This is a genomic window from Bradyrhizobium sp. SK17 (assembly GCF_002831585.1).
Taxonomy (GTDB): Bacteria; Pseudomonadota; Alphaproteobacteria; order Rhizobiales; family Xanthobacteraceae; genus Bradyrhizobium.
The window spans coordinates 7,272,419-7,287,142 of record NZ_CP025113.1 but is presented as its reverse complement, the minus strand read 5'-3'; the positions used below and the strand labels follow the sequence as shown (position 1 = coordinate 7,287,142).

At 64.7% G+C, this 14,724-nt stretch carries 14 protein-coding genes; 7 read left to right on the top strand and 7 right to left on the bottom strand.

Annotation, left to right across the window (positions count from 1 at the left end):
- Positions 1-248: 248 nt before the first annotated feature.
- Positions 249-536: a hypothetical protein gene (locus tag CWS35_RS33850; RefSeq protein WP_024579997.1), complete on the top strand. Its 288-nt coding sequence runs from the start codon at positions 249-251 to the stop codon at positions 534-536.
- A gap of 105 nt (positions 537-641) precedes the next feature.
- Positions 642-794 carry a hypothetical protein gene (locus tag CWS35_RS39710; protein WP_168200250.1) on the top strand — a complete coding sequence of 51 codons (153 nt, stop codon included), beginning with the start codon at positions 642-644 and terminating at the stop codon, positions 792-794.
- A gap of 115 nt (positions 795-909) precedes the next feature.
- Here the strand turns inward: CWS35_RS39710 and CWS35_RS33845 are convergent, their stop codons facing one another.
- The 3 genes from CWS35_RS33845 to CWS35_RS33835 all read right to left on the bottom strand — a co-directional run bounded on the left by CWS35_RS33845 (position 910) and on the right by CWS35_RS33835 (position 4,756).
- Entirely contained in the window at positions 910-2,118 is a 1,209-nt protein-coding gene (locus tag CWS35_RS33845) for an ABC transporter substrate-binding protein (RefSeq protein ID WP_024579998.1), read from the bottom strand.
- A gap of 166 nt (positions 2,119-2,284) precedes the next feature.
- Complete coding sequence (locus CWS35_RS33840) at positions 2,285-3,853, bottom strand: DUF4403 family protein (RefSeq protein WP_024579999.1); 1,569 nt, start codon at positions 3,851-3,853, stop codon at positions 2,285-2,287.
- Between the two features lie 213 nt (positions 3,854-4,066).
- Complete coding sequence (locus CWS35_RS33835) at positions 4,067-4,756, bottom strand: L,D-transpeptidase (protein WP_024580000.1); 690 nt, start codon at positions 4,754-4,756, stop codon at positions 4,067-4,069.
- A 248-nt stretch (positions 4,757-5,004) separates the two neighbouring features.
- Between CWS35_RS33835 and CWS35_RS33830 the strand changes: the two genes are divergently transcribed.
- Positions 5,005-6,225: an acyltransferase gene (locus tag CWS35_RS33830; protein WP_245438780.1), complete on the top strand. Its 1,221-nt coding sequence runs from the start codon at positions 5,005-5,007 to the stop codon at positions 6,223-6,225.
- 25 nt (positions 6,226-6,250) lie between these two features.
- On the opposite strand, the gene CWS35_RS33825 is transcribed toward CWS35_RS33830, so the two are convergent.
- Both CWS35_RS33825 and CWS35_RS33820 read right to left on the bottom strand, forming a co-directional pair.
- Complete coding sequence (locus CWS35_RS33825) at positions 6,251-7,033, bottom strand: sulfite exporter TauE/SafE family protein (protein ID WP_245438778.1); 783 nt, start codon at positions 7,031-7,033, stop codon at positions 6,251-6,253.
- Positions 7,034-7,188: 155 nt separating this feature from the next.
- Complete coding sequence (locus tag CWS35_RS33820; RefSeq protein WP_100955527.1) at positions 7,189-8,571, bottom strand: TAXI family TRAP transporter solute-binding subunit; 1,383 nt, start codon at positions 8,569-8,571, stop codon at positions 7,189-7,191.
- A gap of 139 nt (positions 8,572-8,710) precedes the next feature.
- Between CWS35_RS33820 and CWS35_RS33815 the strand changes: the two genes are divergently transcribed.
- The 3 genes from CWS35_RS33815 to CWS35_RS33805 all read left to right on the top strand — a co-directional run bounded on the left by CWS35_RS33815 (position 8,711) and on the right by CWS35_RS33805 (position 11,357).
- Positions 8,711-9,766: a glycosyltransferase family 1 protein gene (locus CWS35_RS33815; protein WP_100955526.1), complete on the top strand. Its 1,056-nt coding sequence runs from the start codon at positions 8,711-8,713 to the stop codon at positions 9,764-9,766.
- 34 nt (positions 9,767-9,800) lie between these two features.
- Positions 9,801-10,490, top strand: a complete 690-nt coding sequence (locus CWS35_RS33810) for a class I SAM-dependent methyltransferase (protein ID WP_100955525.1) — start codon at positions 9,801-9,803, stop codon at positions 10,488-10,490.
- Between the two features lie 249 nt (positions 10,491-10,739).
- Positions 10,740-11,357, top strand: a complete 618-nt coding sequence (locus CWS35_RS33805) for a hypothetical protein (RefSeq protein ID WP_024580006.1) — start codon at positions 10,740-10,742, stop codon at positions 11,355-11,357.
- Positions 11,358-11,643: 286 nt separating this feature from the next.
- Here CWS35_RS33805 and CWS35_RS33800 read toward each other — a convergent pair whose 3' ends face one another.
- The gene (locus tag CWS35_RS33800; protein WP_100955524.1) at positions 11,644-13,308 is read right to left on the bottom strand and encodes an aminotransferase class III-fold pyridoxal phosphate-dependent enzyme; all 1,665 of its coding nucleotides are present in this window, start codon (positions 13,306-13,308) and stop codon (positions 11,644-11,646) included.
- Between the two features lie 34 nt (positions 13,309-13,342).
- Here CWS35_RS33800 and asd point away from each other — a divergent pair, with 34 nt between their 5' ends.
- Positions 13,343-14,212 carry an archaetidylserine decarboxylase gene (gene asd, locus CWS35_RS33795; protein ID WP_100955523.1) on the top strand — a complete coding sequence of 290 codons (870 nt, stop codon included), beginning with the start codon at positions 13,343-13,345 and terminating at the stop codon, positions 14,210-14,212.
- Positions 14,213-14,261: 49 nt separating this feature from the next.
- On the opposite strand, the gene CWS35_RS33790 is transcribed toward asd, so the two are convergent.
- Positions 14,262-14,690 carry an NUDIX hydrolase gene (locus tag CWS35_RS33790; protein ID WP_100955522.1) on the bottom strand — a complete coding sequence of 143 codons (429 nt, stop codon included), beginning with the start codon at positions 14,688-14,690 and terminating at the stop codon, positions 14,262-14,264.
- Positions 14,691-14,724: the final 34 nt, after the last annotated feature.

The window sequence follows — 14,724 nt, the reverse complement described above, 5'->3', positions numbered from 1 at the left end:
TGCACGGCGTAGCCGTTGCGGGCGATATCGCATTTCGATGGTTCGCATCGGTCCGCGCTTGGCGCAGCGTACGAACAAGTCGGCGTTACCGGCCGCGCATGATCGCACCGATCACACGGACATTTGAAGCCGCGCGCCCGAATAAATCGCATCCGATTAAATCGGGATACTTGAAGCGCGGCCGCGCCATGCCTTTATCAGGCGCGAACGAATTAATCGTATGCGATATAAATCGCGGGAGCGTGATCATGGCTACCAGGATTTCCCACGTCGTCACGGCGTTCAAAACCATCGCGCTGGCTGCGGCGCTGTCCGCTGTCGTTGCCACGGCAGCCTCGGCGCAGGCCGCGATCTCCGAGCCGGCCGCCTATCAGGCGCTGTATCCCTATCGCGACGTGCTCAACAATGGCGCGCCGACGCCGGCGGCGCGGCTGGTGCTGGAGCCGCCCGCGGTGCTGCAAGCGCTGCAAGCCCAGGAGAGCGGCATCGGTGTCGTCCGTACGCCGCGCCACAGGTCGCATCGTGCCGGCCGCTAAAGGTGCTCGCGTGCCTGTGATTGAATGATGTCAATCATGCCATTGATCGCGGGCGCGCCTCGATTACGTCGAATAAAGAGACTTCCCTGACCACGGAGAGATGCAATGACCAAGCAGATCAATGACCTCTCGAGGTACTATCGCTACGAGCTCGTGCACGGCGACCATGCCGATTTCATCGCCTATCAGCGCAATCTGGGCGACGGCGTCTGGCAGACGTATGCGACCTGGATGATTCCGGGCGCGAGCGGCGAGTAGCCCGGCCGACGCGGCGATCACGGGCCGGAGGACAAGAAGAACGCGCCCGGCGGGGCCGGGCGCGTTCTGGTTCTCCTATCGGGAGCCGGCCACGGACCGCGGCCGGCGCGTCAGCTCACTTCACCAGTGGACAGCCGCCCTTGTCGAGCGGGCGGAACGCCTCGTCGCCGGGCACGGTGGCGATCAGCTTGTAGAGATCCCACTCGTTCTTGGATTCCTCGGGCTTCTTGGTCTCGAACAGATACATGTCGTGCACCATGCGGCCGTCGATCCGGATATGGCCGTTCTTGGCGAAGAAGTCGTTGATCGGCGTCTTGCGCATCTGCTCCATCACCTTCGGCGCTTCGTCGCTGCCGATCGCCTCGATCGCCTTGAGGTAATGCATGGTCGCCGAATAGAGCCCGGCCTGGATCATGGTCGGCATGTGGCCCACCTTCTCGTTGAAGCGCTTCGAGAAGGCGCGGGTCTCGTCGTTCATGTCCCAGTAGAAGGCGTCGGTGACGATCAGGCCCTGCGTTGCCTTCAGGCCCAGCGCGTGGGTGTCGGTGATTTCCATCAGCAGCGCGATCATCTTCTGCCCGCCCTGGGTCAGGCCGAATTCGGAGGCCTGTTTCAGGGCGTTGGTGGTGTCGCCACCGGCATTGGCCAGCGCCACGACCTTGGCCTTGGAGGCCTGGGCCTGTAGCAGGAAGGACGAGAAGTCCGACGAGTTCAGGGGATGCCGGACCTCGCCGAGCACCTTGCCGCCGCTTTCCTTGACGACGTTGGCGGCGTCGCGTTGCAGCGCCATGCCGAAGGCGTAATCGGCGGTGACGAAGAACCAGGTGTCCTCGCCGCGCTTCACCATCGCCTTGCCGGCGACGTTCGACAGCGCATAGGTGTCGTAAGTCCAGTGCACCGTGTTGGGCGAGCAGGCCGGGCCGGTGATGTCGGAAGAGCCGCCGCCGGAGTTGATGTTGATCTTGTTCTTCTCGCGCGTCAGCGCCGAGATCGGCAGCGCCACCGAGGATGTCGGCACGTCGAGGATCGCATCGACCTTCTCGTTGTCGTACCAGTTGCGCGCGATGCTGACGCCGACGTCAGGCTTGTTCTGGTGATCGGCCGCGACCACCTGCACCGGCTTGCCCTTCACCTTGCCGCCGTAATCGGCGACCGCCATCTCGACGGCGGCGACCGAACCCTTGCCGGTGGCGTCCGCATAGAGGCTCGACATATCGGTGAGCACGCCGATCTTGACGACGTCGTCGGAGATCTGGGCGTTGGCTGCGGTGCCGGAGGCCGCAAGCGCGAGGCTGGCCGCGGCTGCGGCCAAGAGCAGTTTCATCGTGTTCTCTCCCTGTTTTTCGTTCGGGTCGCTTCCACGGGGCACCTTCTATCCGGTGCGGCAAGCTGTCGCAAAGACGACTTTTTGGGCATGGTGAAGGGGCGGGACCGGGCGGAGTGCCTTCGACCTCGTCCCGTCCGTCAGCGCGCGAGGGGGGCGCCGCCGGTCAGAGCGCCGGCAGCGCGGTGACGGCGGCTTTGATGGTGCCGTCGGTTTCCACGATCACCCGCAGCGTCTTCGAATCGAAGGCGATGCCGGCGAGGCGGATGCTGTTGACGTCGGCATCGACGCGGATGCCTTCCTCGTTCTTTTGCAGGTCGGCGATGGCGCTGGCGATCTTGCGCTGCGCATTGGTGGCAAACGGCTTCAGGTCGACCACCAGCCGGTCGGCCAGCGCCTGCTGCATGTGCGGGATCGCCGCGCGTGCGGCGGCGCCGAGCAGGCCGAACGCGGCCTCGGATTCGACCGCCAGCTCGACATCGGCCAGCCGCAGCGTCTGCGCCTGCTCGTCGAGCCGCGGCCGGCCCCAGATGTGCACGGTCGCCTCGGCGCCGAAGCCGAAGAAGCTCTTCTTCTCCTTGGCGTGCACCAACAGCGAGATCAGCAGCCGGTCGCCGGAGGCGGCGATGCTCGCGCTCTTGACGGTCACGTCGACCGGGCCGGAACCGTCCTCGGGGAAGGTCTTGCCCTTGAGCTGGGCCTCGACCAGCTGGGTCAGCGTGGTGAAGGACATGTCCACCGGCAGGCCGACCGAGACCTGGCTCGGCATTGGCGGCACGATCGAGAGCTTGTCGGGGAACGGGCAGGTCGGGGTGGTCTGCGTCTCGGTGATCCGGGTCTCAGCCTCGATTCCCATAGTCAGGATCAACGACGAGGCGTCGACCTTCGGCTGCGCTGCGATCGCGCGGGTCGGCCGCAGCTCGAGCCACATCGGCGGCATCGACGCGGTGCCGCCGGTGCCTTGCAGCGGGATCGAGCGGCAGGCCTTGGCCCATTGCGCGCGCGCTGTGTTCTGGAACAGCGGGTCATTGTGCAGTCGCGCCTCGACCGCGGAAATCTGGTCGGCGACGGCCTTGTCGATGACCGGCTTGACCTGGGCCGGCACGCTGATGCGGACGCCGGCGGCCGACAGGCTGGTGTCGCCGAGATTGACCTGCGCCTGCAGGTTCGGCTCGATCCGCCAGGACGCGCCGAGCTTCGGCCGTGCGGTCAGCGTGACGTTGCCCTTGATCTCGGCGTTGGCGTTGATGTTCTTGATGTTCACGGCGCCGATCTGCTTGGCGACATTGCCGCCGAGCAGGCTGCCGAGTGCGTCGGTGACCGCGCCGGTCGCCTTCGCGGACAGCGAGCCGGTGACCTTGAGCGTGCCGTTGATCGGGGTCGTCAGCGTCAGCACGTCCTGCGCACCGGTGGCGGCGATCGGGCCGCGCGACGCGGTCCAGCCGATGTCGGCATTTTGCAGGATTTGCTGGACCGGATTGTCGGCCTTGCCGCCAAAAGTCTTCGGTGCGCCGCGTTCGGCGGCATCGCGGATCGCCGCCAGTGCGACCGAGACTTGCGCCACGACCGTCGAGGAGCGCGGCGCCGTCGGCAGCGGCGGCAATTGCGCGAGCTGCGGCTTCTGCAAGGTGGCGCTCGGCGCCAGCCAATCCATGGCCTTGAGGCTGATCGCGAACGAGACCAGCACCACGGTGATCCCGAGCGCGATGGTCCTTGGATGCATCGGTAGACGCATCATTCCCCCGGATGAAAATCAACTTTGACGGGTTGTACAGGCCCCCCGAGCAGGGCGCCAGTGTGGCCGGATCAAGCTGGTTCGGGGGCACAGTGCCGCCGCCGCCCCGATCTTGACGGGGACGTTAACGATTGTGAACGCGACAACGGCCCCGGCGGGGTGCCGGAGCCGTTGTCTGAGCCTTGGAGGAGGCTTGGGGAAGTCGGGTTTTTGTCAGCGGACGGCCGTGCCGAGGTCGGCGCGGCGGTCGGTCATCGGCAGCACGATCACCTTGGTACCGACGCTGACCCGTGAATAGAGGTCGGTGACGTCCTCGTTGGTGAGCCGCAGGCAGCCGGAGGAGACGTGGGTGCCGATCGTCTCCGGCGCGTTGGTGCCGTGGATGCGGTACACGGTGCCGCCGAGATACATCGCGCGGGCGCCGAGCGGATTGCCGGGGCCGCCGGCCATGTGGCGCGGCAGATAGGGCTGGCGGGCGATCATTTCCGGCGGCGGGGTCCAATCCGGCCACTCCGCCTTCTTGGTGATGGTCTGGGTGCCCGACCAGGTGAAGCCGTCGCGGCCGACGCCGATGCCGTAGCGCATCGCCTGGCCATTGCCGAGCACCAGGTAGAGATAGGTGTGCGGGGTATCGATGATGACGGTGCCGGGCGCCTCGCGGGTCGGATAGGCGACGACCTGGCGGCGGAGCCGGGCGGGCAGTTCAACCGAGCGGTCTTCCTCTTGCGCCTGCGGCATCGACTGCACCGGCGGCTGCACCGCCTCGGTCGGCGGCGTCAGGATGAAGGGGAAGATCGGCAGCGGCGCGGCCGCGGCGGAATTCGAGAAAGCGACGGTGCCGATCGCCAGCGCGCCGAAGGCGGCGGCAGCGAGACGTGCGTTCAGCTTGATGGAATTGAACATTGTCGACCCCTGTTGTTTGCGCCCTGCGCGCCAGTTCCGGCGCGTCGTTGGCTCAAACCAGTACAGGCGAGGCGTTTCAGGACGTTTGCACGAAATCGCCAAAATGGTTTCGTGCCGTTAGGGATTTGTTTCGTGCGTGTTTCGTCGAGGGTTAAGGGCAGGTTGCCGGAGCGCTGTGCCGCATCAGGACATCGATCTCGGCACGGCGCTTGCTGTCCGACAGGCGTGGTTTGGAATGGAGTGGAATCATGCCAGCGCCTTCGATCGGGAGCATGCTGGATCGGCAGAAGGGCTTTGGTCCCGGGTTCGATTTTCTCCGCGTTGCACTCGCGATTTCGGTCGTCGCCGGGCATACGCCCTATGTCGCCACCGGGCGCGGCGATTCCGATCCGACGTGGATCCTCTGGTTTCCTCAATTTGCGATCCTGGTGATGTTTTTCGCGCTGAGCGGGTTTCTGATCGCCGCGAGCGGGCTGCGGCTCAGCGTTAAGGAATTTCTGATCAACCGCGGCTTGCGGATCATTCCGGCGCTGGCGGTGGAGATCGTGCTGTCGGCGTTGATCCTCGGGCCGATCTTCACGACGCTGCCGCTCTCCGACTATTTCACCAGCGCCGGCACCTGGAGATATTTCACCAACGTCGTCGGCCTGGTGAACTACACGCTGCCGGGCGTGTTCAGCGGCAATCCCGCGCCGGAGGTCAACAGTTCGCTGTGGACCGTGCCGTTCGAATACGGCTGCTACGCGGTGATGGCGGTCATCATGGCCCTGGGGCTGCTGCGCAGACCGGGCCTGATCGTGTCCGGCGTCGTGCTGCTGGTGGGGCTCGGCCTCGCGCTGACCTTCACGGGGCACGTCGCTGTTCCTTCCCAGCTGCCTGCCGGCGTCGCGGGCACGTTGCATGACAAGATCTTCAGCACGGCGCTGTTTCTCGGGCGCGGTGCGAAACTGCCGGTCGCCTGCCTGCTCGCAATCGCGGCCTATCTCTACCGCGACCGCATTCCCTATGACGGGCGCATTCTCGCCGCCTGCTGTGCGCTGTGTCTCGGCGCCATACTGCTCGGGCCGGCGGCATGGATGACCCAGCCCGTCCTCAATGCGGTCATCGCGCCGGCGCTGGTCTATATCACCGTGTTCCTCGGGGTCTCCAATCTGCCGCGGCTGCCGCTGTTCTCGAACGGCGACTATTCCTACGGCATCTATCTGTACGGCTTTCCGATGCAGCAGGTGGTGAAAGTGTGGCTGCCGAATGCGTCGCTGACCGTCCAGTTCACCGTCGCGCTGGTGCTGATCACGGCGTTCGCGGCGTTTTCCTGGCACTGCATCGAGAAACCGGTCCTGAAGCTGCGCCGCCATTTCTCATTCGTGGCGCGCCAGCGGCTCGAGCCGGACGCGATGGCCACACCGCTCGAGGGGATCGGGCCGCTCGTCGTCAGCGTGAGCGGCAGCCGGAGCGCGCGATCCTGCTGACGCGAAGCAACAACGCCGGCACCGTTCAGAGGTGGACGTATCCGGCCAATCCGTCCCACAGCAGCTTGGCCGCGGTGACGACGAGAATGGCATAGCAGAGCCGGTAGAGCGCGCGCTGGTCGAGCCGTTCGTGCAGCCGCCATCCGGCCCAGACCCCGACCGGCACGGCCGGCACGCACAGCGCCATCAGCACCCACAGGCTGCGCGACGGCGTGGCGAGCACGAGCCATGGACCCGCCTTCAGCAGATTGCCGACCGTGAAGAACAGGCTGGTGGTGCCGGCATAGAGCGCCTTCGACATGCCGAGCGGCAGCAGGTAGATCGCAAGCGGCGGCCCGCCCGAATGCGCGACCATCGTGGTGACGCCGGAGGAGAGACCGGCGAAGATCGCCTTGACCGTCGAGCGCGATTGCTGCTTGATCTCGCCGCCGCCGAGAAACCATAGCGCGGCGAACACCAGCGTCACCACGCCCATCACGATCTCGACCGCATGCCGGTCGAGATCGCGCAGCGCGAAATAGCCGAGGCCGATGCCGACCACGAGCGCGGGCAGCAACATTGCGAGGTCGACGCGCGACCACGTATTGGGGCGCCAGAACCGCAGCGCGGTGAGATCCATGACGACGAACAACGGTGCGAGCAGGGCGCCCGCCGCGATCGGATCCATCGCCAGCGAAAGCAGCGGGATGCCGACGATCGCAAAGCCGCCGCCGAATGCACCCTTCATGAAGGCGATCAGAAACACGCCGGCCAATGCCACCGCGAGCACGTATGGTGCGGGCAGGTCTGACATGATGGCGGCGATCATCTTGGTGTCGTGGCTGGCGTTCCGATTACCGCAACATGGCGGTGCGTCCATCCGCACGCAATCCAAACATTGCTCTCGGTGCAATCGAAGCCGGCTTGCCTGCGATATCGAGCTTCGCTCCCTGCGAGACGGCGGGCTCTTCGGTCGAAACCGCTCTAGCCGGCGCGCATCCTCGGTACACCCGGCCGGTCGCCGCTGATCGCGGCGCGGCGGTCGGCGACGGCGTGATGGAATTGCTCGAGCGTCAGCCCGATCACCGAGAGGTCGCCTTCCTCGATCGCGCCGTCGTCGTAGCAATCGAGCGCCTCGCGCAGCAGCGCGTCCGCATCGCCCTGCATCGCCGCGAGCTGTTCCGGCGTCTCGGCGCCGCGCACCCGCGCGATCAAGGTCAGCAGATCGTCGCGGTGGCTGATGTAGTGCTCGCGCTCGTCGCGCTTGAGGTAATGCCGCAGCCAGGCGCCGGCCGATCCGAGGCCGGAGAGCAGCAGGATGCTGCCCCAGATGTAGTCGGAGTATTTTTCGAGGAAGGTGCGCTCGGTGCCGTCGATATAGGCGGCCGCGCCTTGATGCGCCGGCAGCGCGGCGTCCTTGTCGGTGTCGGGCTTCTCGATCTTGGCCGCGGCCGGTATGTCGCGGGCGACCTGGAGGCGCTGCGTGAACAATTGCCGGTCGAGCGTGCCGACAGTTGCTTCGTTCAGCGCATGCTGCGCGATGATCAGATGGTTGACGCCGACGGTCTCGACCTTGTCCTCGGGGCGCGCCGGCGACGACGAGAAGATGCTGCCGGCGATCTCCTCGGATTCGTAGCGCGGATGCTTCTGCGCGATCGCTTCCGAGACGTCGATGGGGAGGAATACCGGTTCGCCGCGTGCGGCGGCGGTCGCGGTGATCGCGTCCGACGTCACCTTGCTGTCGAGCGGGCCGACGGTCATGTAGGCATCGAGCGAGGGATCGCGCGCGAGGTCGGCGATCTTGTTGAGTGCGAACTGGCCGATCGTGACCTTGTCGGGGTTGACGCCGGACTCGGTCAGGATCACGTGCAGCAACGTGACGTTGGCCTGGGTGCTGCCGACCACGCCGACCTTGTGGCCGGCGAGATCGCTGACGCTCTTGATCCTCGCCGAGCGCCGCGTGCCCTTGGCGCCGGTGGGCGCCCACAGCACCACGACATTCTTGCGCAGGATCGCAACCGACTCGGCGCTGGCCGGCAGATCGAGATCGCCGCGCACCACCGCGAGGTCGACCTTGTTGGCGGTGAACAGCGCGATGCTTTCGGCGGCGCCCTGTGTCGTGATCGGCTTCAGCCGCACCGAGCTTCCCTCGCGCGCAAACGCCTGCGCGAAACCCTGGATGAGCTTGACGTCGTCGCGGCCGGTCGGGCCGACCGCGATCGTGAGCGTGACCGGACGCAGTGCGTAGAACAGTGTGCCTGCGGCGGCGCCGAACACGAAGATGCCGGTCGCAAGGACCAGGAGCGACGAGTTTCGCCGTCTGAGCCTGCGGCGCGCGCTGCCGGGGTTTTCGCTCTGCTCTGACATCTGGTTGTCATCTTACACGAAAAACCGGGCGTTTGCCGTGAAAAACAACCTAACATTTCGATGACGTCATACGTTTGAAACATCCATGTCAGAACGTCGTGCGAGCAGAATCGACAATTAACGATTTGGATCTCCTGCAATGCGCATACTCGTTGCGACCGATGCCTGGCATCCGCAAGTCAACGGCGTGGTCCGGACGCTGACGTCGCTTGCGCGCAGCGCCGCGACCCTCGGCGCCGAGATCGAATTCCTCACCCCCGACGGTTTCCGCTCGGTCGGCGTGCCGACCTATCCGGGATTGCGGATGGCGCTGCCGAACCGCCGCGAGATCGCGCGCCGGATCGAGGACGCCGCGCCCGAGGCGATCCATATCGCGACCGAAGGGCCGATCGGCTGGGCGGTGCGCGGCTATTGCCAGCGCAACAAGCTCGCGTTCACCACATCCTACACAACGCGCTTTCCCGAGTATGTTTCCGTACGTACCGGCATTCCGGACAGCGTCGGCTACGCGGTGCTGCGCCATTTCCACGCCGCCGGCTCAATGACGATGGTCGCGACCGACTCGCTGCGGTCGGAGCTTGCCGAGCGTGGCTTCCGCCGCCTCGGCTTCTGGACCCGCGGCGTCGATACCAAGATCTTCAATCCCGACCAGCCGGCGGTGCTCGATCTGCCGCGGCCGATCTTCATGACCATGGGCCGCGTCGCGGTGGAGAAGAATCTCGACGCCTTCCTGTCGCTCGATTTGCCGGGCTCCAAGGTCGTGGTCGGCGATGGCCCGCAAAGGGCGGCATTGGAACAGAAATATCCCGACGCGATTTTCCTAGGCGAGAAGAAGGGGCAGGATTTGACCTCGCACCTCGCCGCCGCCGACGTCTTCGTGTTCCCGAGCCTGACCGACACGTTCGGCGTCGTGCAGCTCGAGGCGCTGGCCTGCGGCACGCCGGTCGCGGCGTTCCCGGTCACCGGCCCGAAGGACGTCATATCAGACCATCCGATCGGAGCGATCGACAACGATCTGCGCAACGCCTGTCTGCGCGCGCTGACCATGTCGCGCGCAGATTGCCGCAATTTTGCGTTGGAGCGTTCCTGGGAAAACAGTGCGCGTCAGTTCATCGGCAATCTGGCCACGTTGCAGCCGAGCCGCGCGCCGCGGCCCGCCCGCCGCGTCGCCGGCCGCAGTGCGGTTCCGAATTAAACAGCTCAATCGAACGAAAGACGAGAGACTCTCTATGGCTGAAATCATCAAGCTGGGCGCCGACCGTTCCATGGACTTCGACCGCGAAACGGTCGAGCAGGCCTATGACCGCTGGGCGCCGATCTACGACCTCGTGTTTGGCGGCGTGTTCAGCAAGGGCCGGCAGGCCGCGATCCAGGCCACCAACAAGATCGGCGGCCGCGTGCTCGAAGTCGGCGTCGGCACCGGCATCTCGCTGCCGCTCTATGGCCAGAACGTTCGCATCTTCGGCACCGATATCTCCGAAGCGATGCTCGAGAAGGCCAAGAAGCGCGTTGCCGAGCAGGGCCTGAAGAATGTCGAGGGCCTCGCGGTGATGGATGCCGAGAAGCTCGAATTCCCCGACAATTCGTTCGACGTGGTGATGGCGCAGTACGTGCTGTCCGCGGTGCCGAACCCGGAAGCCGCGATGGACGAGTTCGCGCGCGTGGTGCGGCCCGGCGGCGAATTGATCATCCTGACCCGCGTCAGCGCCGATGCCGGCGTGCGTCGCTTCATCGAGCAGACGCTACAGCCGGTGGTGCGTCCGCTCGGCTTCCGCACCGCCGAGTTCGCCTGGTCGCGCTATACCAAATGGCTCGCCGGCGCGAACGGCATGGAGCTCGCGGAACGCCGCTTTATCCCGCCGCTCGGTCACTTCTCGCTGGTTCGCTTCCGCAAGGTGGACGTGGCCAAAGCGGCCTAAGCGCCCACTGCGGCGGCCGATCGTGGCCGCCATCCCCTCCGGGTAAGCCAGCGCACCGCGCATCGCCAATCCGGAGGCCACTCCCTCGGCCTCATCCTCCCGCGTCGCAGCAACGGCGCCGGATGAGGCGAGACCAAGCTCCGGTTGCGTCAAGGCGTCGCTGCGCATTGTCATATGTCATTATGATGATGTCACACGCGATACATCGAATCCCTGTAAATCCTGTCCCGAAAGATGTTGGGGGAACCAATGATCAAGAACTTCCTGCAAGAGCTTCGTACCCAGCGCTGGGATGACCATCGCTTCTACCATCACAGCCGGATCAACCAGAGCCTGCACTTCGTCAGCGCGCTGAGCTTCCTGTTCGCCTATGTGATGCTGTTCTTCGATCCGGTCGTGTCGGCGCTGGTCGGCTGGCTGGTCTCGATGACCTCGCGCCAGGCCGGTCACTTCTTCTTCGAGCCGAAGGGTTATGACCACGTCAACCAGGCGACCCACGAGCACAAGGAAGACATCAAGGTCGGCTACAATCTACAGCGCAAGGTCGTGCTGATGGCGATCTGGGCGCTGTCGCCGATGGTGCTCTACTTCGATCCGACGCTGTTCGGCCTGTTCAAGCCGTGGGTCACGATGGGTGACTTCACCCGCCAAGTCGCCAAGATCTGGCTCGTGGTCGGTATCGGCGGCCTCTTGTTCCGCACCGTCCACCTGTTCTTCATTCGCGACGTCGAGACGGGTCTGGTCTGGATGACCAAGATCGTCACCGATCCGTTCCACGACCTGAAGCTCTATCACAAGGCGCCGCTGTTCCTGATGAAGGGCGAGCTGATCGATCCGGGCCTCGAGAAGCACGTCAAGCACGCCTGATCGTTTGCTTCCAGCGTCTTCAAACTTGCGTCATGCCCGGGCTTGTCCCGGGCATCACCGTTCTTAGGGCCATGCAACAAGACGGCTTCGCGTTGAATCACTCTGTCCGCGCACTTCCTTCACCTCGCCCCGCTTGCGGGGAGAGGTCGGATTGCATCGATAGATGCAATCCGGGTGAGGGGGCCCACCGCGAATCCATCTGTTACCGACTATGTGGAAAAAGCTCCTCACCCCAACCCTCTCCCCGCAAGAGCGGGGCGAGGGAGCGCGGGAGTCGCGCCAGGCCTCAGCGTCCGAACCTCACAGCGACCATCTCCTTGAGGATCTGCCGCTTGATGTTCTTGTTGGTGAGGCCTTCCTTGTGCCACCACCAGCCGTCGCGCTTCATCTTCTCGGCGGCCGCGACGAAGCGGTCGCCGACCTCGGCGAAGTCGGCGTCGGTGTAGTTCAGGGTGAAGATCAGGCGGCCGGTGCCGACCCAGCTCAGCGCCAGTCCCTCGGCGCGCAGATAATATTGCAGCATCCAGTTGTAGCGGGACGGCTCGGTGTAATAGACGGTCCAGATCGACGAGATGTTGCCGACGCGAACCGGCAGGCCGGCGGCCGTGAGGCGGTCGTTGAGCGCCTTGGCGCGGCCATTCCAGGTCTCATCCAGCCCGTTGTAGATCGAGCGGAAGTTCGGGCTGGCGAGCCGGCTCAGGAACTCGTCCATCGCCGTCATCACATAGGGATGCGAGTTGAAGGTGCCGCGGGCGAAGCAGATGTCGGCAGGACGATCATCGCGGAAGCGGCGCATCAGGTCCTTGCGGCCGCACACCACGCCGACCGGAAGGCCGCCGGCGAGGCTCTTGCCGTAGGTGACCATGTCGGCCTTGACGCCGAAATATTCCTGGGCGCCGCCGGCGGCGAGACGGAAGCCGACGAACACCTCGTCGAAGATCAGCACGATGCCGCGCTCGGTGCAGACCTCGCGCAACCTCTTCAGCCATTCGGTGTAGGCGGCGCGGTCGTATTTCGACGAGCGCGACGAATCGACCAGCGCGGAATCGCCGGGCGCGTTGGAATTCGGATGCAGCGCCTGCAACGGATTGACCAGCACGCAGGCGATGTCCTTGCGGGTGCGCAGCACGTGCAGCGTCTTCTCCGACAGGTCGGCGAGCGTGTAGGTCTCGTGCGGCGACACCGGATTGCCGACGCCGGGCTGCACCTCACCCCACCAGCCGTGATAGCTGCCGGCGAAGCGCACCAGATGCGTGCGCTTGGTGTGGTAGCGCGCCAGCCGCACCGCCTGCATCACCGCCTCGGTGCCGGACATGTGGAACGAGACCTCGTCGAGGCCGGAGAGTTCGGTCAGGCGCTTGACGTTATCGGCGATAACAGGGTGGTAGGGGCCGAGCACTGGGCCCAGCGCGTGCGCCCGCTTCTCACCTTCGGCAATGCACTCCTTGTAGAAGTCGTTGCCAAAGATGTTGACGCCGTAGGAGCCGGTCAGGTCGTAGGACACATTGCCGTCGACATCGGTGACGGTGACGCCGCGCGAGGCTTCCACGAAGGCCGAGGTGCCGAGATGCTCGCGCACCAGGCGGCTGTACTGGAACGGTACCCGGTAGTTCTCGGTGAATTGCAGGTCGGAGATGCGTTCCGTCACCTCGGCGGTGAGCGCGCGGCCCTTGGGGTAGCGATCCTGGTAGAGGCCGGCGAGGCGAAAGAAGCCGTCCTGGCGCTGCATCGCGATGTGCTTCGGCGCGCCGTCGGAGCAGAAGAACTCGTCGATGTCGAATTCGTAGTGCGGGACCATGCGCGCGACCATCTTGGACATCTTGGAATGTCCGGTCAGCGAGCGGTGCTTGGCACGCGACAACGCGATGCGGGCCTGAATCTTGGGGAAGGCTGCGGCGGCGCCGGCAAGTGCGGCGGCGGACAGCGAGAGAATCGGAAGGGATGTTTCCATGACAGAAGCGCTAGCCTCGGCACCTAACAAATTCATGACAGTCAAGGGCCTGATCTCGGCATTCACCCAGCAGGAGGACCTCAATTTCCTGCTGACCAACCGGATTCCACGGGCTGCGGTGACCCGCTTCATGGGCTGGTTCTCCAAGGTAGAGAACCCGCTGGTGCGGGACGCCTCGATCGCCTGCTGGAAGTTGTTTTCCGACCTCGACCTGTCGGAAGCCAAGAAGACCGAATTCAAGAGCTTGCACGATTGCTTTACCCGCGAGCTGAAGCCCGGCCTGCGCCCGGCGGTGGCCGATCCCGCCATCATCGCGAGCCCGTCGGATGCGATCATCGGCGCGCATGGACGGATTGAGGATGGGCAGTTGTTCCAGGTCAAGGGCGCGCCGTATTCGCTGCTCGATCTGCTCGGCGATCCCGCGCTGGTGGAGCAGCACAGGAACGGCCGTTTCGTCACGCTGCGGCTGACGTCGAGCATGTACCACCGCTTCCACGCGCCCTATGATTTTGCTATCGACAAGGTGACGTTCATCCATGGCGACGTCTGGAACGTCAATCCGATCGCGCTGAAGCGGGTCGAGCGGCTATTCTGCAAGAACGAGCGCGCGGTGCTGCGCGCGAAACTGTCGACCGGCGAGCCGCTGACTTTGGTTCCGGTCGCCGCGATCCTGGTCGCGAGCCTTCGGCTGCATTTCCTCGACATCACGCTGAATGCGCAGTCGCGGGGGCCGGTTGATTTTCCCTGTGACGCACATGTGAAGAAGGGCGATGAACTCGGCTGGTTCGAGCACGGTTCGACCATCATCGTGCTCGCGCCCGGCAATTTCGAGTTCTGCGACAATGTCGCAGAGGGAACGCGGATCAAATGCGGCGAGCCGCTGTTGCGAAAACCTGTGATGTGATTTCGCACTGTCATGCTACGCGATTGAGACCGAGCTCGTTAGCCCGATCTCAGGTAACCTCGCCGGTCATGGCGCGCCGGGCAATCAGGGGGTAGTCGGGATCAGCGATGTTTTTCAGCAGAAGCATTTCGTCGATGCTGAACCATCTCAACTCGGTGTGCTCGTCGCAGACGTTGACCGGGTTGCCGCCTCGCCAACCCGTAACTGCATAAACATGGTGCAGTGTGTCTCCATACATTTCCGGCCATCGTTCCTTGACGGTAGCGACCAGCCTGAACTCGGTTGGTGTTACCCCAACCTCTTCCTCCGCTTCGCGAACCAGGGCATCTTCGAGGCTCTCATCGGCCTCGACGTGTCCACCGATCGTATCCCAATGGCGCGGCCACGCCTTTTTCGAAGGCGCGCGCAGGCCGAGAAGAACTCTGCAATCTGGGCTTATGAAGAGTGCCCCGACGGTTCTACTGGTTTGGTTTTGCATGGCGCAGTCTCGTCATCGCCGGTTGATCTCAAGA